This is a genomic window from Halorubrum coriense DSM 10284, assembly GCF_000337035.1.
Taxonomy (GTDB): domain Archaea; phylum Halobacteriota; class Halobacteria; order Halobacteriales; family Haloferacaceae; genus Halorubrum; species Halorubrum coriense.
The window spans coordinates 202,148-224,421 of sequence record NZ_AOJL01000060.1 but is presented as its reverse complement, the minus strand read 5'-3'; the positions used below and the strand labels follow the sequence as shown (position 1 = coordinate 224,421).

The window sequence follows — 22,274 nt, the reverse complement described above, 5'->3', positions numbered from 1 at the left end:
TGTGTCGAGAGATAAAACTGTCGGCGTCCGTTCGCCCGATGTACTGAACCGTCTTTTATATACTCCGACTGCCAAGGGGAAGACGAATGTCAGAACTCGTCTCCACCGGGGTCGAGGGGCTCGACTCCATTCTCACCGGCGGCATCACCCAGCGGTCGACGGTCCTCGTCTCCGGCAACCCGGGCACCGGAAAGAGCATCTTCGGCATCCAGTACCTCCATCACGGCGTCTCCGAACACGACGAGCGCGGCGTGTACGTCTCCTTCGAGGAGGACGAGGCCGACATCCGCGGCGCGGCCGAGTCCGTCGGCTTCGAGGGGTTCGACGAGATGGTCGACGACGGCGACATCGTCATCTTGGACAAACGCGAGATGCTCCGCGAGACCGACTTCTCGACCGCGGTCGATCGCCTCCTCGACACCGTCGAGGACGGCGACTTCGACCGCCTCGTGCTCGACTCGCTGTCGATGTTCCAGCTCTTCTTCGACGCCGAACAGGAGAAGCGCACCTACCTGCTGAAGTTCTCCGACATCCTCAAGGCGAACGGGCTCACCTCGCTGCTCATCAACGAGCAGGGAGCCGTCTTCCCCGACACCGAGGTGGGGTTGGAGAACTTCCTCACCGACGGGAACATCTACTTCATTCAGACGCCGACCGACTCCGGCGTCAACCGTTACGTCTGGGTGGCGAAGATGCGGAAACAGGACATCGACACCGACATCTTCCCGATGGAGATCGGACAGGGGGGTATCACCGTCCACGAGCGCGCCGGCGGCTTCTCGATGATGGGCGGCTCCGACGACCAGCCGTCCTTCTGAGACGCCGACGAGGCTTCGACTACTCGCGCGACGAGAGGTCGCGCCAGACGTCGTCGAGGCGGTTCTTCACCGCCGACCGCTCCTCCACCTCGACGGTGAGACCATCGCGGAAGTCGACCTCGACCCCGTCGACCTTCCGGCGGTACACCTTCACGCGCCGATGTTCGTCCGAGAGCGGGCGGTCGTGGAGTTCGAGGAGGTCCGCCTCCTCCAGTTCGTTGATCCGTCGATAACACGTGGCGATCGGGACGTCCAACTGGTCGCTGAGGTCCTGCGCCGACTTCGCGTCGCCCGTCGCCGTCAGGATGTCAGTGTTGTATTTGTTACCGAGTACGGTGATCAGATCGTCCCCCACCATTCACGTTATCGAGATTGATTTTTATGTATTATAAGAGTACCGGTGATTGCGTGTCTCGACGAATCCCCCCAGTCCGGCGTTAGACCCGGGTCCAGCCTCCGTTTCGGACGCCGTGCGATCGCGTCGTGTTATCGCCGCTGATACCCGCTCCCGTGGGTTTATGACCGCTGTTCGTACAGAGTGGGTATGGAGCTCATCGAGGGGTTGTACCTGATGACGACCACCGTGGTGGCCGGCGCGAGCGCGACGCTCGTCGCGTTCGCGATCGCGGCGTACCGGTCGTCCGGTCGCACGGCGATGGCGTATCTGGCGGTCGGATTCGGACTCGTCGTCGTCGCGGCGGTGGCGACCCCCGCGGCCGCTTTCTGGACCGGCTTCGCCAACGCCGAGGGGCTGCTCTTGATCAACAGCGGCCTGCTCGCGGCGTCGATGGCGCTCGTCGCCGGTAGCCTCGCCGTCTACGAACCCGGCACGCAGGAGTTCGTGATCCCGGAGTCGGAGCTGTCGCGGCTGCGCGACCGCGGCGACTGACACCCCGACGGGCGTCCTGAGCCGGCGAGCCGACACGGCCCCTCTCGGAGCGTTCACGTCTGGGTCATGACCACCGAACCACCCCCGCCACAACCCCCACCCCCGACGCGCTTTTGCGCGCGCGTCTCGTAGATTCTTCCATGTTAGACCGCTGCCGAGACGGGCGAGCGACGCCGCGCTCGCGGCTCGCTCCCGGAACGCACCGACCCGCCCCATCGCCGTCCCGTTCAGCTCGCCGCCGATGAGCCACGCCGACCCCTCAGGCGGTCGCTCGACCGTCGCTCGCCTCTCGGACCTCGCCGCGCGCGCCGGCGTCGGAGCCGGGGTCACGGTGCTCGTGAGCGTCCTGCCCGTCATCGGCTTGATCGCGCCCGCGGTCGGAGCCGGCGTGGCGAGCTGGACCGACGAGTCCGCGACCGCCCGTGGCCCGCAGATCGGCGCGGCGACGGGCGCGCTGGTCGCGCTGCTGTCGCTGCCGCTGACGTTCTTCGCGGTCTGGGTCGCCGCCGCGGTGTCGCCCGCGGCGACCGTCGGCGTCCTCGCGCTCACGCTCGTCGGCGCGGCGTACGTCGTCGGCAGCGGCGCGCTCGGCGGCTACCTCGCCGACCGAATCGCCGCGGACCGCGCGTCACGGGCGGACACGGACCGCGAGGCGACCGCGTCCCCGGTCGAGCGGCTCAAGCATCGCTACGTCGAGGGCGAGATCACCGACGCGGAGTTCGAGCGCCGGCTCGACCGACTGCTGGCCGCCACCGACGACCGCGACCGCTCCGAGGTCGACCGCTCCGAGCCGACCGAATCCGTCTCGCCCGCCCGCGAGCGCTGAGTCTCTCCCCTATCTCTCGCCGCACTCCGCGTCACCGCCGAACGGTTTCCCTCTCGATCGGGTAGCCACTCGTCCGCACACCGAATTCGTGACGCAGACCCCTCGGTATCCGCGCTCCGTGACGGATCCAGATCTGATAGCCGCTCGGCGATATCGTTGATATATTCTGTAACTAATCCTCTCAAAACAACCCGAAAACCGCACGACTTGAGTACTTTATCAATCTGAATAACCGGGTACGTGATCTTAAGTAGGAAATCCCCATCGTGAACGATAACGCCCGCCGGGAAGGCCGGGGGCCAACGCAACACAACCAATGTTCGAAACCATACTGGACGAAGAAGAGCGCGGTCAAGTGGGGATCGGGACCCTCATCGTGTTCATCGCGATGGTGCTGGTGGCAGCGATCGCCGCCGGCGTCCTGATCAACACCGCCGGGTTCCTTCAGACGCAGGCAGAAGCAACGGGCGAAGAAAGTACAAGTCAGGTCTCTGACCGGATTCAGGTTGTGAGTACCTCCGGGAATGTGACTGAGACTGGATCATCAACGGGAAATTTTGTGGTTGACAATGTCACATTTGTCGTCGCCAAGGCGCCGGGTGCTGGAAACGTTGATTTAGACGAGACTACGATACAAATCATCGGTGATCAGGGCCAGAATAGCACACAGGTCTCGGATCTTACAACAAGTAGCATCTTGGATGTTGAAAACAATGTTCTCACTGATAACAGCGACCGTGCTGCTATTTACCTGAACGTTAGTTCGAACGACCTGAGTAATTCCGATACAACCGGTGGGGATTTCGACAACTACGGTGCGCTCGATCCGGGCGAAGACCTCACCGTCACTTTCACCACGGCATCGGGTGCCTCGACGACGAAAGAAATCCGCGTCCCGACGACGCTTACCAGTGACCAGAGCTCCGTGAGGCTGTAAAAATGTTCGAAAAAATATCAAGTGAGGAAAACCGCGGCCAAGTTGGAATCGGGACTCTCATCGTGTTCATCGCGATGGTGCTGGTGGCAGCGATTGCCGCTGGCGTCCTGATCAACACGGCCGGGTTCCTTCAGTCCCAAGCAGAAGCAACCGGTCAGGAAAGTACCGACCTCGTCTCCGAGCGGATCGACGTGACAAGCACTGTGGGTATCGTCGAATCGAGCGCGGGTGACGGAAACCCTGAGAATCTCACCTCGATCCGTGTTGGTGTCTCTGGTGCCGCAGGAGCTGACCAGATCGATCTAAACAAAACAACGATTCAAGCAGTCGGTCCGAACGGCCAAGCGACACTCACCTTCGATCTGGACCGGAGTGCCGGTGAGTCGGCGACTGCCATTGATGACGGTGAGTTCGCCGTAGAGAACAGTTCCGGCGACTTCGTTCAGTCATCGGAGGCTGTGCTCAACTCGAGCAACTCGTTCACGCTCGTATTCAATCCTGAACAGGATCCCTTCGGTGTCACCGGTGAATCCACCACGTTCGGTGAAAGCGACACCTCGTCGCTTGACATTGTTTCGCCGTCCGGCGCGACGACCTCCGTCGACCTGACCGCTCCTGACCTGTTCAGCAAGACAGGCGAAGCGGTTCGGCTCTAACGGGCCTCGAACAGCGCGGTAACCACAACGTTGGCGGCTCGGCCGCCCGCAACACCTATTTTACGGCGTGCGCTACCACGACTCATGAGTGACCACGATCCGCCGGCGAACGACGCGGACGCGATGCCGGCCGATCCGGACGAGCTCGACTTCACCGACGACGAGAGCGTCGTCGAGATCGGGGAGGGTCGCTACGTCGTCGGGACGAACGGCCGCCCCAACGTCCGGCGGTCTCGCGGCCAGCGCCGCGCGCCGCCCGAGGACGACTCCGGCTTCACCGCGGCCGACCCGGCGAACCCCGACGAGCGTCGCCCTGCGGGCGACGACCCTCGTGCGAGCGCGGCCAGCCCCGGCGTCGGCGAGCGCGGCCCCCCCGCGAACGAGCAGCCGTCGAGAGGCGGCGCTGCGGGCGGGCAGCCCGGCGGCGACCACGCCGCGGGGCGCGAACGCGGCGGCGGCCGATCGTCTGGCGGCGGCCAACCCCCGCCGAGCGGCGCGCGCGGTAGTGGGTTACAGCGATCCGGGACCGAGACCGGTGGGAACACTGTCGACCGCCAGGCGGTGAGCCGGTGGCTGGCGAACTCCTTCGACGGTGACGGCTTCGACTACGGCATCGACGCGACGCTCCACGCGAACGGCGACACCACCCGCCAGCGAATGGTATCGAACGACGTGACGGCGACGTTTGACACGCTCGTCTCGTGGTTCGCGTCGAACGCCGGCCCGAGTTCGCCGACGCCGGAGGCGATCGGCCTGCTGCTCGCGGCCTCGGAGACCACCGTCGACCTCCCGCCGGTGATGATCAAGCGGTTTGCGGCGAGCCAGGGGCTCTCCGCGAGCGACAGCATCGGCGACTTGGTGCGCGCCGCCGAGGACGCGGGCGGCTTCCGGATCGATTGATCCGGCGGGAACGCCTCGTCGAACGGCTCGTCTCGATTATAACAGAACGAACAGCGCGATACCGATCAGCGCGAACACCGCGTAGATCCCCGCCATCACCTCCCGTTTCAGCGGGCTGCCGAGCGGCTCGGCGGTGAGCCGTCGGATCGGCGGGAGGATCGCGATCCCCCCGAGGAGCAGTGGCCACGACTCTGCGGCCGGCACTCGCGTGAGTGCGACGACGATCGTCCCGTACCCGAGGACGTACGACCCCCGCCGCCAGAGCTGTTCGCGGTCGGTCAGGTCCTCGGTCGACGGGAACGCGTCGCTCGCGCTCGACTCGGTCCCTCCCGATCCGCCACCCCCGCTGCCGGCGACCTGCTCCGCCTGCCGCTGAACGTACTCGTCCAGCTCCTCGGCCGCGTCCTCCGTCTGCGGGGCACCGCACTGCGCGCAGTACCGCGCCTCTTCGCCGACCGGAGCGTCACAGCGGGGACACGATGGCATCTTGGCATGTATCGGGTGGCGACCGGGCTTAATTCTTCGGACCGAGGACTCCGCTCGAGTCGGGCGATTCTCGGATTTTTGGCATGCTCGCCTCGTCTCTAGTTACATGTCCTGATAATCAGGTGGGTACTCTTTAGTCGGTGACTTGCCGAACCATGTTTAATAGACCGCGGGCCGCGGTCCGGTCCGCCCCCGTCGAACACGCCCTCATGACGATGGAACACGACGACACCACCGACACCGCCACGACCCGCTCGACGGACACCAGCAGCGACCGCACGGCTGTTTCCGACGTAGACCAGCGACGCCGGCTGACGCTACCCGAACTGTCGGCGTTCCAGGTGAGCGTGATCGGGCTAACGCTCATCATCGCGATCGGCGGTGTCGTCGCGACTGCTCCGGCCGTGACCGGCGTGTCGCCCGGTCCCTCCGCTCCGTCCGTCGACGCCGGAGCATCTGAGACCACCGCGATCGACCCCTCCGGCTCGGCCGGTCCCAACGACCGTCCCGAAGTCAGCGGCGGCTTCTCTCGGCCGACGTACACCGGCGTCGCGGGCGACCCGGTCAGGATACGCTATACCGCCGACAACTTGGACGGGGATGTGTACCTCCTCGTCGGCGGCAACCGACTCAGCGACACCGGCGAGCCTGTCGATTTTGTGGATGTTATTAAGATTTCGGGGTCAAGCGAGACGACGATCAACACCCGGACGATCGGCACTGACGCCACTAACGTGGATAGTTGTGGTCGCGAGAACACGTCATGTAACTTGGAGTTTATCGACGAGGATGGAGACACCGTCGCCAAAAACCTCAGCGGGCTCCCGAGCGCAACCGGCGCGGGTGGACTAGCCCGGCCGCTGGTCCCGCAGCGCTACCGGCTCGCGATCACCAACGGAACGTTCGTCGTGGACGACGCTGGCGTAGTGACGCCGAGCAAGAGCGCGGACCAGGCCGACCTCGTGCTAAAGAAGCCGCAGCTCCGGGATGAGATTGGGGTGTTCACCACCCCCGACCCGAGCGCTCTCGACGACGACAAGGCCAACTCGCTCGATGTGATTCGGGCCAACAGACTCGACCGAACCGCGGTGACGAAGGGAAACCGGATCGTCCTCGGGTTCGAGTCAACCGGCATCTGGGGCGCACTCTCGCACTTTGCGGCGAAGCGCTCAACGGAGCCGATCGAGGCCGGCCAGGCGGTCGACCACCGAGTGCTAGCTGACCTCCTGACGGCGGAAGAAGGGGTGTCGCTCCAGGTCCGACAGACCAATCTTAGTGGAAACGAGAAGCGGTCGGAACTCGACCTCTCGTACGCCGACTCGAACGACGTGAAACTCTTCACAGCGGACGCGACGGCACTGGAGACACCTGACGCACCAGGGCGGTTCTACCTCGTGATTGATACGAGCGACGAAGGGGCGTTCACACATAACCCCGAACCAGGTGACGAATTTGCCGTCGAACTCGCACTGGAAGGCGTAGAGGGACAGCGGTACTCATTCGCAGACAGCGCTGAGCCGCCGGCTGCGTTCGACGCGGTCGACGACGCCCCAGCACAGTTCCCGTATTGGGAGGCGGCGGATAGCACGGCACGAGTTGAGACTTCGTTCACCGTCCGTGAGCGATACGTTCGGTACGATCACGTCACTGACGACGGGGAGATACTCGTTGAGGCTGGAGATGGGCGTATCACCGGATCGACATCGCTACTATCTGTCCCTGAACTATCAGCGACGTTCGTAAACGATGCCAGCGATACCCCCTTCAGGACACAAACATCGCTCAACGTCTCTGAAGGAAACTTTTCGGTTAATGCTGACCTCAACGGGACCAAGCCCGGCACCCGATTGAACTACGAACTATATCATGGGGTAGCACTTCAGGACAGTCGGACGGCTATCGTCGTCAGCGACATCGGCAACCCAGACGAGCTGGTGATTGAGGACGCCCCCGAGAACGTCACCGTTTCCGAAGGCGCGAACCTATCGTCGATCCGCGCAACGACGCGCAACGCTGGCGGTATCAAAGGTGAGGGCGAGCTCAACCTCACCGTTGACAACAGGAGCGTCATCGGCTCGTGGGGGGTCAAGCTCGCGCCGGACGAGTCCCGAACGTACGGGTTCGGCTCCGTGACTGCCGACCTCGACCCCGGCACGTACCCCTTCACGCTTCGACTCGACGGTGACACTCACAGTGGCACCCTCGTCGTCGAGGCCGACCCGGCCAAGACGACGATCGACGACGAAACGTCCGATTCCGACAGCGGCGGAGCAAGCGAGGACGGAGAAAATAACAGTGACACGGGGAATGAGACGTCCGACGAGGACGAGTCGGGAGCGGACACCGGCAACACGTCTGACACTGACGAGGGCTCCGACGAGGAGGGAGCGTCCAACGGGACGACAAACGACGACGCGCCCGCCAACGAGACGCCGGACGGTGGCGCGTCTCAAAGTGTGGGCATGCTTCCGCTTCCGTTCGGGACGCGCGAGGCGTTCGGTGGGACCATCCTTGTCGGGGCCGTCCACCTTCTCGGGCACTGGGTCTAATCTCTCGGTCACCTAGGACGCGCCTAGGACGGTTCCCGATTCTCGTCGACGGTGCCTTTCGCTGACCACTCACTTCTCCAAGCCTTCTCCGGCCGCCACGCGGACCTCATTTCGACCGTTCACCCGGTTCGCCGTCCCGTCGCGCCATTCTCAGAGCTGAGAACCGCGGGGGAGCGATTAAGTGTTCGCTTTCCCCCGCTTCAGACAACAATGGCTACGCGGGTACTCATCGCCGACGACTCGGAGTTCATGCGGAACCTCCTCCGGGAGATCCTCGAAGGCGAGTTCGAGATCGTCGGGGAGGCGGAGAACGGCGTGGAGGCGGTCAACATGTACGAAGAGCACGGCCCGGACCTCGTGATGATGGACATCGTGATGCCGATCCGCGACGGGATCGAGGCGACGACCGAGATCCTCGAGGAGAACCCCGACGCGACGGTGATCATGTGTACCAGCGTCGGGCAGGAGGAGAAGATGAAGGCGGCCATCAAGGCGGGCGCGGAGGGGTACATCACGAAGCCGTTCCAGAAGCCGAACGTGCTCGACGCCATCGGATCGGCGGTATAATGCGCGTCGACGTCCGCGCGCTGGGCGCCTGTAACCGCCTCGCGGAGCGGGGGGCGAAACAGGCCGCCGGCGCGCTCTCGGACCTGACCGGGACCGACTTGGCGGTGGAGGTGACGGGCGCGAGCGTCGCCAGCGGCGAGGACCTCGCGGAGTCGTTCGCGGGCCGGGAGTCGATCGGCGTGAGCGTCGGCCTCCGGGGCGGGCTGGACGGCGAGGCGGTCCTCGCGTTCGACGCCGTCAACGCCGACGCCCTGCTCTCGCTGCTCCCCGGCGGGCAGTCGATGGGGCGCAGCGCGGTGACGGAGGTCGGCAACATCGCGCTCGGCGGCTTCCTCGACGGGTGGGCGAACTACCTCGGCAAGGCGATCGACATGTCGCCGCCGCGCTACTTTGAGGCCGACGGCGCGGCGGTGCTGCCGGACGGCGCGCTCGCCGGCGACGGCGTGTTCCTCTTCGAGAGCCGCCTCGACGCGACGACGACCGACCTCGACTTCTCCATCTACATGCTGCCCGACTCGGGCCCCTTCCGCGACCTCATCGTCGGGAAGACCGCGCCCGCAGTGACGGCCGGCGGCGAGGCGGACGGCGGCACGACGAGCACGGCGGTGCCCTACGAGTCGCTGTCGACGTTCTCGTCGCTCGCGAAGCGCGGGTCGGCCAACGCCGCCGACAACATCGCGATGATGACCGGGCTGGAGACGAGCGTCGACGTGAGCCGGCTCCGGTTCGTGCCGCTCGCGGACGTTCCCGCGGAGGTCGGCACCGAGCCCCACGCGGGGACGGTGTTCGAGCTTCAGGGCGAACCGAGCGGCTACCTCGCCATCCTCTTCGAGGAGTCCTCGGCGGCGGCGGTCGCCGACGCGATGCTCCCGATGGAGACGGACGAGCCGCTCGGCGACATGGCGGAGAACGCGCTCTGCGAGCTCGGTAACGTGATGACGAGCGGGTTCATCGACGGGTGGGCCAACGTGCTCGGCACGACCATCACCCACTCGCCGCCGGAGTTCGTCCACGACATCGGCGCGTCGACGATCAGTCCGCTCGTCGCGAAGCTCAGCGAGCGACAGGACTACGGCTTCGTGATCGACACCGCGATACAGACGGAGGGGATTCAGGCGCGCTGTGACGTGTACGCGCTCCCCGACGAGCGCGAACTGGCCCGGGCCCTCGACCGACTCTCGGAGTCGTGACCCGCTCGCTCTCCGACGACCGACCGGACGACTCGGCGAAACCGGCGGAGAGCGACGGGGACGCGGTCGACGACGCCGATCCCGCCGCCGTCACCGGCGGCCCGGGTGCGGACGACCGCGGACGCATCAAGGTCGGCGTGGGCGAACTCGCCGTCACGACGGACGAGTCGACGCTGACGACCAGCGGGCTCGGCTCCTGCGTCGCGGTCGCGCTCGTCGACGAGCGAGCGGGCGTCCGCGGACTCCTCCACGCCATGCTGCCCGCGGGCGAGGGGCGGACGACCGCCGCCTCGCGGCCCGCGAAGTACGTCGACACCGGCATCGACTCGCTGATCGGCGCGCTCGACGACGCCGGCGCGGACCCCCGCCGCTTGGAGGCGCGCGTCGCCGGCGGGGCCGAGATGCTCGACCTCACCGACGCGGTCGGCCCGCGAAACGTCGAGCGGGTCGGCGAGGTGCTCGACCGCGCCGGCGTCCCGATCGTCGCCAGCGACGTCGGCGACACGGTGGGGCGGACGGTCAGGTTCGACCCGGACGGTCGACTCGTCGTCCGCGCCGCAGACGGCTTCGAACGGGCTATCTGACGCCCGTCGCTCTCCGGGAGAGGCCTTCGCCGCCCGGCTCTCTCGCCCCGACTCGACCGCGGCCGATCGCCGTCCCGTGACGTGTTTTCTCACGGTTGATATTTTGAGGGGTGAATTGAAGTGTGTTCTGCGGGTCGTACACGGTAATGGGCCTCGAACTACCGGTGTGGGGAGCTCCAACCGCCGCCTGGGCAGTCGCCACGCTGGGGCTCGTCGGTGCGAGCGTCCTCGACAGGTTCCTCGACGACGACGGATCCGACGACGACGGTTCCGGTGGTATGGACGGCGATAACGATCCCTTCGGCGGCGACATGGGCGGCGGCGACATGGGTGGCGGCGACATGGGCGGCGGAGGGATGGGCGGCGGCATGGGCGGCGGTGGCGGCGGCGACGGCTTCGACGACTTCGACGGCATGGACGAGTGGGACGACGAGTTCGACGACGGCGGTGGCGGCGGTGGCGGCGGCGGCGCGGCCACCGACGAACTCGAAAACCGGCTCGACGAGCTCGAAAACGAGGTCGCGTCGCTCTCCTCGACCGTCTCGACGGTCCGCTCTGAGAACGAGGAGATCTCGAACGCCGTCGACGACATCGAGGAGGACGTCCGCAACCTCCTCGACATCTACGAGATGGTCACCCGCGGCATCAACCCCTTCGTCGACGACTCCGGCGGCTTCGACAGCGTCGCCGGCGGCGGCGAGGGGTCGTTCGGCATCTTCGACGACGAGGACGGCGGCGAGGAGGAGGACCTCGACGAGGACGTCGCGAACGCCGACGCGGACGGCTTCTTCGACGACGACCTCCTCGACGAGGAGGACGACGCGGAGGCGGACGAGTTCGAGAGCGACGACGACGGTTTCGACGACCTCGACGAGGACCTCGACGACGACGGCTTCGACGACCTCGACGAGGATCTCGACGACGGCGGCTTCGACGACCTCGACGACGACTTCGAGGAACTGGACGACGACAGCACGGACGACGCCGCGTCCGAGACCGAAACGGCGGACGACGGAGACGATATGAACGACGACGGAAAGAGCTTCAGCGAACTGAAAGAAGAGTACGACTCCGGGGAGGCCGACTGGGCCGAGGAGGGCGACGACGCCGCGGACGACGACCCGTTCGAGGACGGGGAAGACTCGTTCGACGACCCCGCAGACGAAACTGACTCGCTCGGCGACGCGGGCGACGGCTTCGGGGACGACGACCTCGGCGGCGTCGAGGACGACGGCGTCGGCTTCGACGAACCCGCGGACCCAGAGCCGACGGGTGCGGTCGATCCGGAGCCGGCGAGCGCGGTCGACCCGGAGCCCGCCCCCGACCGGCGGGCCGGCGGGGACCCAGCAGAGGCCGCCGGCGGCTTCGAGTACGTCGGCGAGGACGACCTCTCGGGGGGCAGCGGCCGCGGCAAGCCGTACCTCACGGAGCTCCCCGGCGACTACGTCGGCGACCTCCTCGTGATGGAGTGGCTGGAGTTTCTCGTCTCCGAGAGCGACGTCACCGACGCGGTGCGCGCCATCAACTACTACGAGCGGATCGAGTGGATCGGTCCCGACGCCGCCGCGCGGCTCCGGGACTTCCTCTCCGGGTTCGGCACGATCGACCGCAACCTCGTCGACCGACCGGGCACCGACCGGCTCGTCCGCGAGCACCACACCCGCAGCCTGCGGTACGTGACCCAGCTCAACGGGACCAGCAGCCACACCGTCCTCCTCGACCGCTGGGACGACCTCGCCGGCGGCTCGATCGTCGGCGGCGGGCCCGTCCGCGGTCGCCGCGGCGGCCGTCGCGGCGGGCGCGCGGACGCGGGTCGGAACGGCCGGAACGGTCGGCGCGACCGACCCGAGCCGAGCCGGAACGGCCACGACTCGTCCGGTCGCCGCGACGCGCCCGACGGACGCGAACGGCGAACGAACGGTGCGGACCACGACGCGACGGAGCGCGGCGACGCGACGCCCGAGGCGGACGCGTCCCGCCACGACAACGGCCACCGCGACGACCGGCGCGACCGGAACGGCTCCACGCGACCGATGAACGACCCGAATCCCCGTTCCGACCGCGCCGATCCGGCCGACGGAGGGTGGGGAGATGGGCGTTAGCGTCTCCGCGTCCACGGCCATCATCGTCGCGGGGCTGTTCTTCGCGTTCACGACGTTCTACCCCGTGGCGGCCAACGGGCTCGACCGCGTCTCCGACGCGCAACACGGCATCAACGAGCGCGCGCTCGAACGGCAGAACACCGACTTCGCGGTGACGAACGCGACCTACGACGCCGGGACCGGCAACCTCACGATCAACGCCACCAACGAGGGGTCGATCGGGCTCGTCGCCGACGACGCGACGCTCGTCGTCGGCAACGAGTACGTCGACGTCGGGGGTTCGAACGCTGCCACGACCGTCGACGGCGACGCCGACACCGCGCTCTGGCTGGGTGACGAGACGCTGTCGGTCACGGTCGACGACGCCGCCGTGGAGACCGACATCGTCGGCGGCGAGACCCGCGTGGTCCTCGTCGTCGAGTCCGGCGTCCGCGACGCCGCCACCGTGACGGAGGTGGGCGCGTAGATGGCCAGCGTCCCCGTCTCGCACCTCATCCTGTTCATCGCGAGCCTGGTCATCGCCGCCGGCGTCGTCGGCACGATCACCACGGGCGTCGACCGGGTGAGCGCGGCCGTCGACGACGCGGGCCTCGACGCGACGGAACAGCTCCGGACCGACGTGACGATCATCTCCGACCCGAGCGCGGGGGTGTACAACGCGAGCGGTAATCAGAACGTGACGCTGCTGATAAAGAACACCGGCACGTACCGGTTGGCTCCCGACGGCTCCGACCTCGACGTCGTCTTCGACGGCGCGTACGTCCGGCCGAACGCGACCTCGGGAGAGATCGTCTCCGTCGACGGCGCGAACGCGTGGAGCCGCGGCGACGTGCTCCGGCTCACGATCGACACCAACCAGATCGACGGGGACAGCGGCCTCGCCGACGGCGACCACCGGGTGTTCCTCTCGGTGAACGGAGACGAGGAGCTGTTCCAGTTCCGCGTGGAGGGGGGTAACTGAGATGCCCCACGACAACCTCCTCTCCCTGGGGCTCGGCGAGCGGGACCGACTCAACAAGGAGCTGGGCGGCGGCGTCCCCCGCGGCAGCATCGTTCTCATGGAGGGCGACTACGGGGCCGGCAAGAGCGCCATCTCCCAGCGGTTCGCCTACGGGCTCGTCGAAGAGGGCGCGTCGGTGACGATGATGTCGACGGAGCTCACCGTCCGCGGGTTCATCGACCAGATGCACTCGCTGGAGTACGACATGGTGAAGCCGCTCCTCCAGGAGGAGCTGCTCTTCCTCCACGCCGACTTCGACTCCGGGGGCGCGTTCTCCGACGGCGACGGCGAGCGCAAGGAGCTGCTCAAGCGCCTGATGAACGCCGAGGCGATGTGGAACTCCGACGTCGTCTTCCTCGACACGTTCGACGCCATCTTCCGGAACGACCCCACGTTCGAGGCCCTCGTCCGGAAGAACGAGGAGCGGCAGGCCGCCCTGGAGATCATCTCCTTCTTCCGCGAGATCATCTCGCAGGGGAAGGTGGTGGTGCTCACGGTCGACCCCTCGGCGGTCGACGACGAGGCGATCGGGCCGTTCCGCTCCATCGCCGACGTGTTCCTCGAACTGGAGATGATCGAGGTCGGCAACGACATCCGCCGGCAGATCAACGTGAAGCGGTTCGCGGGCATGGGCGAACAGGTCGGCGACACGATCGGGTTCTCGGTGCGTTCCGGAACCGGAATCGTCATCGAGAGCCGGAGCGTCGCCTAACGCATGCCCCGCCGACGCACAGTCGGTCCGGACGGCCGGACCGCGACTACCCCGACACGGAGTGAGAGATGACCGAACACGGCACCGCCCAACCGTCAGAAGAGCTCCGCAAGGCCGCCATGCGACGGCCCCACCTCCGGGAGCACCTCCGCGAGTTCAAACAGATCACGGGGGAGTTCCCCCAGTTCATCGAGGAGCCGAAAGACGAGTACGAGTCCAACCGGCCGAACGTCATCTACCCGGTCGGCGGCCCCATCTACAGCCACATCTACGGCGACCTCGGACAGGACACGAAGTACTACGCCATCGAGCCGGAGCTCTCCGGTTCGCAGGCGAAGATCCTCAACGAGGTGAAAAACCGGCTCCTCACCGTGAGCGGCCAGCACACCGCACCGGAGAACGAGGCCGAGTACGACGATCTGATCGAGGAACTGTTAGAGGAGGTCACGCACATCGACGAGCAGAACGGCGGACTGCGAGGCAACCTCTCGAAGGTCCTGAACATGGGGAAACTCTCCGTCACGGAGGAGACGTACGAGAACATCCGATACCGGCTCAACCGCGACATCGTCGGGCTCGGGCCCCTCGAACCGATCATGCGCGACCCGGCCAACGAGGACATCCACGTCATCGGTCCCAAGGAGTGTCACGTCGACCACGGCACGTACGGCATGCTGGAGACGACCGTCGACTTCGGCACGCCCCAGGAGTTCGACAACTGGCTGCGAAACATGGGCGAGCGGATGGGCGACCCCCTCTCCGACTCCGACCCGATCGTCGACTCCACCCTGCCCGACGGGTCGCGTATCAACATCATCTACTCCGACGACGTGTCGCTGAAGGGCTCCTCGCTCACGATCCGGCAGGGCGACGAGGTGCCGCTGTCCATCAACCAGATCACCAATTGGGGGACGCTCTCGCCGCAGTTGGCGGCGTACCTCTGGCTCTGTCTAGAGAACGAACAGACGGTGTTCGTGGTCGGAGAGACGGCGTCCGGGAAGACGACGACGCTGAACGCCATCCTCTCGTACATCCCCGACGACTCGAAGATCTACACCGCGGAGGACACCGCGGAGGTCATTCCGCCGCACAACACCTGGCAGCAGCTGCTGACCCGCGAGGGCGGCGACGAGGGGTCCACCGACGTCGACATGTTCGACCTGGTCGCGGCCGCGCTGCGGTCGCGCCCCGACTACATCATCGTGGGCGAGGTCCGCGGCGCGGAGGGGCGCATGGCGTTCCAGGCGGCCCAGACCGGCCACCCGGTCATGCTGACGTTCCACGCGTCCGACATCGTCTCGATGATCCAGCGGTTCCCCTCCGAGCCGATCAACGTCCCGGAGACGTTCATGGACAACGCCGACGTGGCGCTGTTCCAGAACCGCGTGAAACAGGGCGATGACGTCCTGCGCCGCGTGACGAGCGTCCAGGAGATCGAGGGGTACTCCAAGGAGATGGAGGGGGTCGTCACCCGGGAGGTGTTCAGCTGGGACCCCGTGGAAGACGATATCGTCTTCCAGGGGATGAACAACTCCTACGTGTTAGAAGAGCAGATCGCGACGCTGCTCGGCTACGCCGACACCCGCGACATCTACGACGACCTCGACTTCCGCGCGGAGCTGATCGAGCGGATGATCCAGGAGGGAATCCTGGGCTACCACGAGGTGAACGACGCGATCAACTCCTTCCAGCGCGACGGCGTCGAGGGGCTCCCCTTCGACATGCACCGGAACACGATGTGACGATGCTCGGGAGCGACTCACCCGCGATGGGGACGGAGGGGCACTGACGATGGCCGTGAAACAGATGGGCGACGGGCTCGCGACGGCCGCCAAGCTGACCGCCGAGGTCATGGAGTCGTACGAGCAGCTCGATATCTCCAAGGGGAAGTACGTCGGCCTCGTGTTGGTGCCGGCCGTGTTCGTCTTCCTCGGCAGCGTCGTCGGGCTGGTCGCGCTGCCGCTCCCCTTCGCCGCCCGGGTTCCGATCCCGATGTTCGGCGGGCTCGTGCTGTTCGCGGCCGTCATCTACCCGAAGATCTACCTCTCCGGCCTGGAGACGAAGATCGACAACCAGCTACACCTCGTGATGACGCACATGACGGTGCTGTCGACGACGAACATCGACCGGATGGAGGTGTTCCGGACGCTGGCGAAAGAGGAGGAGTACGGCGTCGCCGCCGAGGAGATCGGTCGCGTCGTCCACCTCGTCGACACGTGGAACCAGAGCCTCGACGACGCGTGTCGCCGGCGCGCGCAGGAGGTCCCCTCCGACGCGATGGCCGACTTCTTCGACCGCCTCGGCTACACGATGGGCGCGGGGCAGTCGTTAGAGGAGTTCCTCGTCTCCGAGCAGGACGTCATGCTCGCGCAGTACGAGACCCGCTACGAGTCCGCGCTCTCGAACCTGGAGGTGATGAAGGACCTCTACATGTCGATGATCCTCTCGATGACGTTCGCCCTCGTCTTCGCCGTCGTCCTCCCGATCCTCACCGGCAACGACCCGACCGCGACGGTCGCGGCCGTCATCGTGCTGTTCGTCTTCGTCCAGCTCGGCTTCTACGCGATGATCCGCGCGACCTCGCCGTACGACCCGATCTGGTACCACCCCGAGGAGCGGGCCCCGGGCGACCTCAAGCTGTGGGGGTCGCTGATCGGCGGCGGCGCGCTCTCGTTCCTCCTCATCGGGATCACGGCCGCCGGGATGTTCGGATACGGGCCCGGGCTGCCCGGCCTGCTCTTCTTCATCGACGACGTCCGGCTGCCGCTGTACCTCGCGGTCCCCATCTCGCCGCTCATCGTCACCGGCGTCGTCCTCCGGAGCGAGGAGCAGGCGATCACCGCCCGCGACGGCGAGTTCCCGTCGTTCGTGCGCGCGCTGGGGGCGACCGAGAGCGCGAAGCAGTCGACGACCACCGACGTGTTGACGACGCTGCGCGACAAGAACTTCGGCGAGCTCTCCGACTCCATCGAGCGGCTCTACCGCCGGCTCAACATGCGGATCAGCACGGAGGGCGCGTGGCGGGCGTTCACGCGCGACACGCGCTCGTACCTCATCCAGAAGTTCTCCGAGATGTACCTCGTCGGCCGGCGGATGGGCGGCGACCCGAAGATGCTCGGCGAGCTGATCTCGAAGAACATGAACGCCGTCAACCAGCTCCGCGAGCAGCGCCGGCAGGCGGCGATGACGTTCATCGGGCTGCTGTACGGGATCACCGCGGCGGCGACGTTCGCCTTCTTCATCGGGCTGGAGGTCGTCGCGATCCTGGCGGACCTGACCGCTGACTTCGGCCTCGAACAGATGGACATGGCCCAGATCGTCTACCCCGGCGCCTACGACATCCCGCTCATCGAGTACCTCCTCCTCACCGTCGTGCTGTTCAACGCGGCGCTCTCCTCGCAGATGATCCGCCGGATCGACGGCGGCAACCCCGCGAACGGCTACATCCACTTCGTCCTTCTGACGTGGCTCGGCTCCGTGACCGCCATCGCGACGCGGACGCTCGTCAACGCGATCCTGTCGATCTGACGGCGGACTCGTTGCGTCTCCCTCGGACCCGACCCCGGTCACCCCTCGAACAGCGTCGGCTCGGCGACCGCCTCGTCGGCCGCGTCGCGCCACGACCGCGACGGCGTCCACCCGAACAGCCGCTCCGCCTTCGCGACCGCGTACGCGCCGCGGTCGTCGCCCTCGGCCAGCGCGCTCTCGTCGACCGCGCAGCCGTCGGGGACCTCGCCGTACGACTCGCGCAGGAGTTCGAGCAGCGGACGACCGAGCGCGTTGTCGGCCGCGACGCAGTTGACCGCCTCGTGGGCGCCGGGCGCGACGGTCGGACGCTCTCCGAGGAGGTCCGCGAGCGCGGCCGCGACGAGGTCGGCGACGTCGCGGACGTCGACGTACGACCAGAAGTTGCCCGCGCCCGCGGCGAGGTCGGTCACGTAGTCGTCCGCGCGACAGGCGTACGCGCCGGGGTACTGGATCCACGAGGGCCGGACCGAGACCGCGGGAACGCCGTGGCGGCGCGCGGCCGCGCCCGCCGCCGCCTCCGCCGTCACCTTCGAGAGCCCGTACGGGTCCTCCGGGCGGAGCGGGTGGGCCTCGGTGACCGGCAGCTCGTCCGGGAACGGCGTCGGGTCGGCGAAGAAGAAGCCGTACGCGCCGTCGCTGGAGGCCTGAACGACCGGGGCCTCGGCCCGCCCCGCGGCGTCGAGGACGTGTTTCGCGGCGAGCGCGTTCGTCTCGAACACCCGCCCCTCCGGGTGCGTGCCGGCGACGGGGATCGCCGCCCAGTGGACCACCGCGTCGGGGTCGACGGCGGCGACGACGTCGAGCGCTTGGTCGCGCTCGGCGAGGTCGGCAGCGCGGAACGAGACGTGCGGCGCGGGGTCGACGCCGAGCCCGGGATGGTCGTAGTCGACGACGACGACCTCGTAGTCGCCGGCGAGGCGGTCGACGACCCAGCGCCCGGACGCGCCCCGGCCGCCGGTGACGAGAACGGTGTCCATGCGGACGCCTCGCGCAGCGCGGGCAAAAGGTCGTTGCTCGCCGCGTTCGCGACGGGATCCGCCGTCGGTCCGGACCGTCGATCGACGACCACGCCTTCCCGCTCCGGCAGGCTTTAACGCGCCGAACGGTAACTCAATGGCATGGACTGGAAGACAGACTGGGGGTTGCGTGGACGGATGGCGTTCACGATGTTCCTCCTGTTCGCCCTCTACGTCGTGTTCGTCGGAGCCCTGACGGTGTACTTCGGCGACTTCCTCTTCCCGCTGATCATGCTCGGCGGGTTCGCGGTCGCGCAGTACTTCTTCAGCGACAAGCTCGCGCTGCGCAGCATGGGCGCCCGCGAGGTCGACCCCGACGAGTACCCGGACCTCCACCGCCGGATCGAGCGCCTGAGCCAGCAGGCCGACCTGCCGAAGCCGACGGTCGCGGTCGCGAACACCCGCGTCCCGAACGCGTTCGCGACCGGCCGGAACAAGAAGAACGCGACCGTCGCGGTGACGACCGGACTCTTGGAGAGCCTCGACGAGGACGAGCTCGACGGCGTGCTCGCCCACGAGCTCGCCCACGTGAAGAACCGCGACGTGATGGTGATGACCATCGCGTCGTTCCTCTCGACGATCGCCTTCTTCATCGTGCGGTGGGGGTGGCTGCTCGGCGGCGACAACCGGCAGGGCGCGCCCGTCATCGTGGCGATCCTCGTGTCGCTCGTCGTCTGGGTCGTCTCGTTCCTGCTCATCCGGGCGCTCTCGCGGTACCGCGAGTACTCCGCCGACCGCGGCGCGGCGCTCATCACCGGGAAGCCCGGCGCGCTCGCCTCGGCGCTGATGACCATCGACGGCCGGATGGACAAGGTTCCCAAGGAGGACCTCCGCGAGGAGGCGGAGATGAACGCGTTCTTCATCATCCCGATCAAGGCCGGCTTCGTCGGCAAGATCGCCTCGACGCACCCCTCGACGGAGAACCGCATCGAGCGGCTCCGCGAGCTGGAAAAAGAGATGGAGACGGCCTGATACGGAATCTGATTACCGGATTTTATGGGTAGCCCGTAAGCCGCTGACCGCGGCTTGACCACGAACACCGCCGAAGCCCCAGCCGCGAGGCGGACAGACGCTCGCTGCGCTCCTTGTCGCTCGTTTCACTCGCTCCTGCGGTGCTTACGTCGCCTCTGTCCGCCTCGCGGCTGCCCCTTCGAGTCCCACCCCACACCGTGGCCGCACCCCACGCCTCCCCAGCCTCGTCACCGGACTACGTCCGGTTTCAAGCGAGAGCTTCGCTCTCGTCCTGTCGCTGGCGGCGTCAGCCGCCAGCGACTCCCTCGCGCGTGCGGCTCGGCCGCGGGGCGGCCTCGCAGGCACGCGCCACCGCCTCTCGTTCAGTCACAAATAATCGCGGGACGGTCGCGCCGCTGGTCGGTGCGAGCGGACTGAGGGGAGTAAGCCCCCTTCGGTTCGTCCCGACATTCGGCTGAGCGTCCGCGCCGCGGCCGGACTACCTTGTGGCGCGGACTTGCACCGGCGAGGATTCGCCGTTCCATCCGTTCCCGCCCGTCCGTGGCGTGGGAAATCCACGCACCCTCTCCGGGTTAACTCCCTTCCCTTGCGGGTCGGTTCGCACGGATCATCGGTCGGGGCGGGGGGTGTCGTTGCTGTTCCAGAGCCAGCCGTCTCCGACTCCGGGCGTGTGCCCGGTCGCCTGTCCGGCCGGTGGGGGGACTTTCCTCATGCCAGAGGCACGGGAGTCGGGCTCCCTCTGTCCGGTCCGTCGTTGCGCCCGCCGGCGAATAAGCGGTTCGGTCGGCCGCCTCTCGGCCGAGACGGCGCGAGCGCCGCGAGAGCGGTGCCACAAGGGAAGCGTTCAAGTCGTCAGCAACGTAATAGTCTCTCATGTCCGAGGCCCAGACCGTTCAGCTGTCGTACGACGACGGTGCACGAGCGGTCGAACTCGCGCGGGAGGCGGTGGAGTCGTTCGTTCGACACGGGCAACGCGAACAGCCCGGAAGCATGCGAGAGGCGTTCTACGCTCGCACCGGAGCCTTCGTCCGCCTCCAGTCGACTCGGGGTCGGGGCCGTCTCCGCGGCTGCGCCGGCGCGTGGGACACCTCCGATCAGCTCGGTCACGCCATCGTCGAGGCCGCGATCAAGGCGGCGTCCGGCGACTCCTGCGGCTCCGAGGTCGAGCCGAAGGAGCTCGACAACATCACCGTCTCGGTGTTCGTCGTCTCGAACACCGTCCTCACGAACGACCCCCTCGACGATCTCCGGATCGGCACTCACGGGGTCGCCGTCGACAGCGGTAACGCCCACGGCTGGCTCTACCCGACGGTCCCGGTCGAGAACGGCTGGTCCGGCGCGGAGTTCCTCTCGCGCACCTGCCGGAAGGCGAAGCTGTCGCCGACCGCTTGGCAGGACGAGGACACGATGGTGACGCTCATCGAGGGACAGGTGTTCCGAGAGCGCGCCGACGGCGGCGCCGTCGAAGAGCTGTAGGCCGACCGACCCCTCGCGGACCGCTTCCTTTCCGCTCGACGCGCACCGCCGAGCCGCGGCACCGCTCTCCCGCCTCCCCGCCCGTCCCGCTCGCGCCCGCTCTCCGACACCTCGCTGGCCCGCAGTTTTCTTAGGCCGTCCTAAAAACCGGTGGCTTTTTGATGTTTTAGGTTAGCCTAATCCCTATGACGAACACGGGCAACGCACGCGTCTGGCGCTTCGACGGCGGTGATCCGCGGTGACCGTCGAGACGCACGTCGACCGCGCCCGCGACCGCGTGGCCGCTGAGCGCGACGCGACCGCGGACGAGCGGCGCGCCTACGAGCGGTTCCGGTCGGCGGTCGCGTCGGTTCCCACCGTCGCCGCGGGCGACGGCGGAAGCGCCGGCAACGGGTTCGGCGCCGGGACCGGCTCGGGACCGGTCGGCGGCGGCGTTCGCGCGGTCGCCGGCGGGGCGAACGCGTCGTCGACCGACGGCTGCCGCCGCGTCCGCGAGGCGTTCGCCGAGACGGTGCGACCTCACAGCGTGCCCGACGGCTCCGGCGGCGAACCGCTGCTCGCGACGGTCCGCGAGGAACTCGGCGACTCCGTCGCCGTCGCGCTCTCGCCGAAGACGGACCACGACTTCACGCGGCCGGTCGCGTCCGCTGTCGAGTCCGCCGTCGACGACCGGCTTGCGGAGCTCGCGGTGTTCGACCGAACTCTGGAGCGCGAGGCGGCGTCGCTCCGGTCGGCCGGCGAGACGGTCCACGGGGTCACCGACTGGCTGTCGACCGCGGACGAGACGCCGCTCTCGGCGCTCGGATTCGACGACCTGCGCCGCCGCCACGAGGCGCTCGGCGAACGCATCGAGGCCTGCGAGACGCTGTTGGCGGACCGGCAGAGCGACCTCGACCGCACCGCGAGCCGCGGGGCCTCGGTCGGGCTCCGGCAGCGGTCGACCGTCGCGTACCTGTACGACGACTTCCCGGTGTCACATCCCGTCCTCTCGACCGTCACGCGCCTCGTCGAGACGCTCCGCGAGTGCGGGCGCGCGGTCCGCGACCACCTCGTCCGGAGGGCGTGA

General features: G+C 67.4%; 22 protein-coding genes and 1 other RNA gene. 19 read left to right on the top strand and 4 right to left on the bottom strand.

Features of this window, described 5'->3' with window-relative positions:
* Nucleotides 1–86 precede the first annotated feature (86 nt).
* Nucleotides 87–818, top strand: coding sequence for an RAD55 family ATPase (locus tag C464_RS14630; RefSeq protein WP_006114530.1), 732 nt, complete (start codon nucleotides 87–89; stop codon nucleotides 816–818).
* A 19-nt stretch (nucleotides 819–837) separates the two neighbouring features.
* On the opposite strand, the gene C464_RS14625 is transcribed toward C464_RS14630, so the two are convergent.
* Nucleotides 838–1,176, bottom strand: coding sequence for a helix-turn-helix domain-containing protein (locus tag C464_RS14625; RefSeq protein WP_004597591.1), 339 nt, complete (start codon nucleotides 1,174–1,176; stop codon nucleotides 838–840).
* 186 nt (nucleotides 1,177–1,362) lie between these two features.
* Between C464_RS14625 and C464_RS14620 the strand changes: the two genes are divergently transcribed.
* From C464_RS14620 to C464_RS14600, 5 genes are all read left to right on the top strand, one after another.
* Nucleotides 1,363–1,707, top strand: a complete 345-nt coding sequence (locus tag C464_RS14620) for a hypothetical protein (RefSeq protein ID WP_006114529.1) — start codon at nucleotides 1,363–1,365, stop codon at nucleotides 1,705–1,707.
* A 241-nt stretch (nucleotides 1,708–1,948) separates the two neighbouring features.
* A complete protein-coding gene (locus C464_RS14615) occupies nucleotides 1,949–2,533 on the top strand; it encodes an SHOCT domain-containing protein (protein WP_006114528.1) in 585 nt (194 codons plus the stop codon).
* A gap of 316 nt (nucleotides 2,534–2,849) precedes the next feature.
* Nucleotides 2,850–3,470 carry an archaellin/type IV pilin N-terminal domain-containing protein gene (locus C464_RS14610; RefSeq protein ID WP_006114527.1) on the top strand — a complete coding sequence of 207 codons (621 nt, stop codon included), beginning with the start codon at nucleotides 2,850–2,852 and terminating at the stop codon, nucleotides 3,468–3,470.
* A gap of 2 nt (nucleotides 3,471–3,472) precedes the next feature.
* On the top strand, nucleotides 3,473–4,126 hold the full coding sequence (locus C464_RS14605; RefSeq protein WP_006114526.1) for an archaellin/type IV pilin N-terminal domain-containing protein: 654 nt from the start codon (nucleotides 3,473–3,475) through the stop codon (nucleotides 4,124–4,126).
* Between the two features lie 84 nt (nucleotides 4,127–4,210).
* Nucleotides 4,211–5,026, top strand: a complete 816-nt coding sequence (locus tag C464_RS14600) for a DUF7500 family protein (protein ID WP_006114525.1) — start codon at nucleotides 4,211–4,213, stop codon at nucleotides 5,024–5,026.
* Nucleotides 5,027–5,062: 36 nt separating this feature from the next.
* Here C464_RS14600 and C464_RS14595 read toward each other — a convergent pair whose 3' ends face one another.
* On the bottom strand, nucleotides 5,063–5,512 hold the full coding sequence (locus C464_RS14595; protein WP_006114524.1) for a zinc ribbon domain-containing protein: 450 nt from the start codon (nucleotides 5,510–5,512) through the stop codon (nucleotides 5,063–5,065).
* Between the two features lie 209 nt (nucleotides 5,513–5,721).
* On the opposite strand from C464_RS14595, the gene C464_RS14590 reads away from it, so the two are divergent.
* The 10 genes from C464_RS14590 (at nucleotide 5,722) to flaJ (ending at nucleotide 17,744) form a co-directional block, all read left to right on the top strand.
* Nucleotides 5,722–8,061 (top strand): BGTF surface domain-containing protein, encoded by a 2,340-nt coding sequence (locus C464_RS14590; RefSeq protein ID WP_006114523.1) that lies wholly within the window; start codon nucleotides 5,722–5,724, stop codon nucleotides 8,059–8,061.
* A gap of 210 nt (nucleotides 8,062–8,271) precedes the next feature.
* The gene (gene cheY / locus C464_RS14585; protein WP_004597560.1) at nucleotides 8,272–8,628 is read left to right on the top strand and encodes a chemotaxis protein CheY; all 357 of its coding nucleotides are present in this window, start codon (nucleotides 8,272–8,274) and stop codon (nucleotides 8,626–8,628) included.
* Nucleotides 8,628–9,818, top strand: a complete 1,191-nt coding sequence (locus C464_RS14580; protein ID WP_006114522.1) for a chemotaxis protein CheC — start codon at nucleotides 8,628–8,630, stop codon at nucleotides 9,816–9,818. The genes cheY and C464_RS14580 overlap by 1 nt, the downstream gene beginning before the upstream one ends.
* Nucleotides 9,815–10,402, top strand: a complete 588-nt coding sequence (locus C464_RS14575; protein ID WP_006114521.1) for a chemotaxis protein CheD — start codon at nucleotides 9,815–9,817, stop codon at nucleotides 10,400–10,402. Before C464_RS14580 ends, C464_RS14575 begins: the two co-directional genes overlap by 4 nt.
* Nucleotides 10,403–10,548: 146 nt before the next feature.
* Nucleotides 10,549–12,504: a FlaD/FlaE family flagellar protein gene (locus C464_RS14570; RefSeq protein WP_006114520.1), complete on the top strand. Its 1,956-nt coding sequence runs from the start codon at nucleotides 10,549–10,551 to the stop codon at nucleotides 12,502–12,504.
* Nucleotides 12,494–12,970, top strand: a complete 477-nt coding sequence (locus C464_RS14565; RefSeq protein WP_006114519.1) for a flagellin — start codon at nucleotides 12,494–12,496, stop codon at nucleotides 12,968–12,970. Before C464_RS14570 ends, C464_RS14565 begins: the two co-directional genes overlap by 11 nt.
* Nucleotides 12,971–13,465 carry a flagellin gene (locus tag C464_RS14560; RefSeq protein ID WP_006114518.1) on the top strand — a complete coding sequence of 165 codons (495 nt, stop codon included), beginning with the start codon at nucleotides 12,971–12,973 and terminating at the stop codon, nucleotides 13,463–13,465.
* Between the two features lies 1 nt (nucleotide 13,466).
* On the top strand, nucleotides 13,467–14,216 hold the full coding sequence (locus C464_RS14555) for an ATPase domain-containing protein (RefSeq protein ID WP_006114517.1): 750 nt from the start codon (nucleotides 13,467–13,469) through the stop codon (nucleotides 14,214–14,216).
* Between the two features lie 68 nt (nucleotides 14,217–14,284).
* The gene (locus C464_RS14550) at nucleotides 14,285–15,958 is read left to right on the top strand and encodes a type II/IV secretion system ATPase subunit (RefSeq protein WP_006114516.1); all 1,674 of its coding nucleotides are present in this window, start codon (nucleotides 14,285–14,287) and stop codon (nucleotides 15,956–15,958) included.
* Nucleotides 15,959–16,007: 49 nt separating this feature from the next.
* Complete coding sequence (flaJ, locus tag C464_RS14545) at nucleotides 16,008–17,744, top strand: archaellar assembly protein FlaJ (RefSeq protein ID WP_006114515.1); 1,737 nt, start codon at nucleotides 16,008–16,010, stop codon at nucleotides 17,742–17,744.
* Nucleotides 17,745–17,782: 38 nt separating this feature from the next.
* Here the strand turns inward: flaJ and C464_RS14540 are convergent, their stop codons facing one another.
* Nucleotides 17,783–18,721 carry an NAD-dependent epimerase/dehydratase family protein gene (locus C464_RS14540; RefSeq protein ID WP_006114514.1) on the bottom strand — a complete coding sequence of 313 codons (939 nt, stop codon included), beginning with the start codon at nucleotides 18,719–18,721 and terminating at the stop codon, nucleotides 17,783–17,785.
* 141 nt (nucleotides 18,722–18,862) lie between these two features.
* On the opposite strand from C464_RS14540, the gene htpX reads away from it, so the two are divergent.
* Nucleotides 18,863–19,732 carry a zinc metalloprotease HtpX gene (htpX, locus tag C464_RS14535; RefSeq protein WP_006114513.1) on the top strand — a complete coding sequence of 290 codons (870 nt, stop codon included), beginning with the start codon at nucleotides 18,863–18,865 and terminating at the stop codon, nucleotides 19,730–19,732.
* A gap of 411 nt (nucleotides 19,733–20,143) precedes the next feature.
* On the opposite strand, the gene rnpB is transcribed toward htpX, so the two are convergent.
* Nucleotides 20,144–20,476: RNase P RNA component (gene rnpB, locus C464_RS15615), an RNA gene on the bottom strand.
* 129 nt (nucleotides 20,477–20,605) lie between these two features.
* Here rnpB and C464_RS14530 point away from each other — a divergent pair.
* Nucleotides 20,606–21,208 carry a TIGR00296 family protein gene (locus tag C464_RS14530; RefSeq protein WP_006114512.1) on the top strand — a complete coding sequence of 201 codons (603 nt, stop codon included), beginning with the start codon at nucleotides 20,606–20,608 and terminating at the stop codon, nucleotides 21,206–21,208.
* A gap of 238 nt (nucleotides 21,209–21,446) precedes the next feature.
* Nucleotides 21,447–22,274 (top strand): DUF7260 family protein, encoded by an 828-nt coding sequence (locus C464_RS14525; RefSeq protein WP_006114511.1) that lies wholly within the window; start codon nucleotides 21,447–21,449, stop codon nucleotides 22,272–22,274.

Bases quoted from the DNA above. Each gene is read 5' to 3' on its own strand.
- C464_RS14590 (WP_006114523.1), top strand. From the start codon at position 5,722: ATGACGATGGAACACGACGACACCACCGACACCGCCACGACCCGCTCG.
- C464_RS14625 (WP_004597591.1), bottom strand. From the start codon at position 1,176: ATGGTGGGGGACGATCTGATCACCGTACTCGGTAACAAATACAACACT.
- C464_RS14615 (WP_006114528.1), top strand. From the start codon at position 1,949: ATGAGCCACGCCGACCCCTCAGGCGGTCGCTCGACCGTCGCTCGCCTC.
- C464_RS14600 (WP_006114525.1), top strand. From the start codon at position 4,211: ATGAGTGACCACGATCCGCCGGCGAACGACGCGGACGCGATGCCGGCC.
- C464_RS14530 (WP_006114512.1), top strand. From the start codon at position 20,606: ATGTCCGAGGCCCAGACCGTTCAGCTGTCGTACGACGACGGTGCACGA.
- C464_RS14580 (WP_006114522.1), top strand. From the start codon at position 8,628: ATGCGCGTCGACGTCCGCGCGCTGGGCGCCTGTAACCGCCTCGCGGAG.
- C464_RS14605 (WP_006114526.1), top strand. From the start codon at position 3,473: ATGTTCGAAAAAATATCAAGTGAGGAAAACCGCGGCCAAGTTGGAATC.
- C464_RS14570 (WP_006114520.1), top strand. From the start codon at position 10,549: ATGGGCCTCGAACTACCGGTGTGGGGAGCTCCAACCGCCGCCTGGGCA.
- C464_RS14560 (WP_006114518.1), top strand. From the start codon at position 12,971: ATGGCCAGCGTCCCCGTCTCGCACCTCATCCTGTTCATCGCGAGCCTG.
- cheY (WP_004597560.1), top strand. From the start codon at position 8,272: ATGGCTACGCGGGTACTCATCGCCGACGACTCGGAGTTCATGCGGAAC.
- htpX (WP_006114513.1), top strand. From the start codon at position 18,863: ATGGACTGGAAGACAGACTGGGGGTTGCGTGGACGGATGGCGTTCACG.
- C464_RS14540 (WP_006114514.1), bottom strand. From the start codon at position 18,721: ATGGACACCGTTCTCGTCACCGGCGGCCGGGGCGCGTCCGGGCGCTGG.
- C464_RS14620 (WP_006114529.1), top strand. From the start codon at position 1,363: ATGGAGCTCATCGAGGGGTTGTACCTGATGACGACCACCGTGGTGGCC.
- C464_RS14550 (WP_006114516.1), top strand. From the start codon at position 14,285: ATGACCGAACACGGCACCGCCCAACCGTCAGAAGAGCTCCGCAAGGCC.
- C464_RS14595 (WP_006114524.1), bottom strand. From the start codon at position 5,512: ATGCCATCGTGTCCCCGCTGTGACGCTCCGGTCGGCGAAGAGGCGCGG.
- flaJ (WP_006114515.1), top strand. From the start codon at position 16,008: ATGGCCGTGAAACAGATGGGCGACGGGCTCGCGACGGCCGCCAAGCTG.
- C464_RS14610 (WP_006114527.1), top strand. From the start codon at position 2,850: ATGTTCGAAACCATACTGGACGAAGAAGAGCGCGGTCAAGTGGGGATC.
- C464_RS14630 (WP_006114530.1), top strand. From the start codon at position 87: ATGTCAGAACTCGTCTCCACCGGGGTCGAGGGGCTCGACTCCATTCTC.
- C464_RS14555 (WP_006114517.1), top strand. From the start codon at position 13,467: ATGCCCCACGACAACCTCCTCTCCCTGGGGCTCGGCGAGCGGGACCGA.
- C464_RS14565 (WP_006114519.1), top strand. From the start codon at position 12,494: ATGGGCGTTAGCGTCTCCGCGTCCACGGCCATCATCGTCGCGGGGCTG.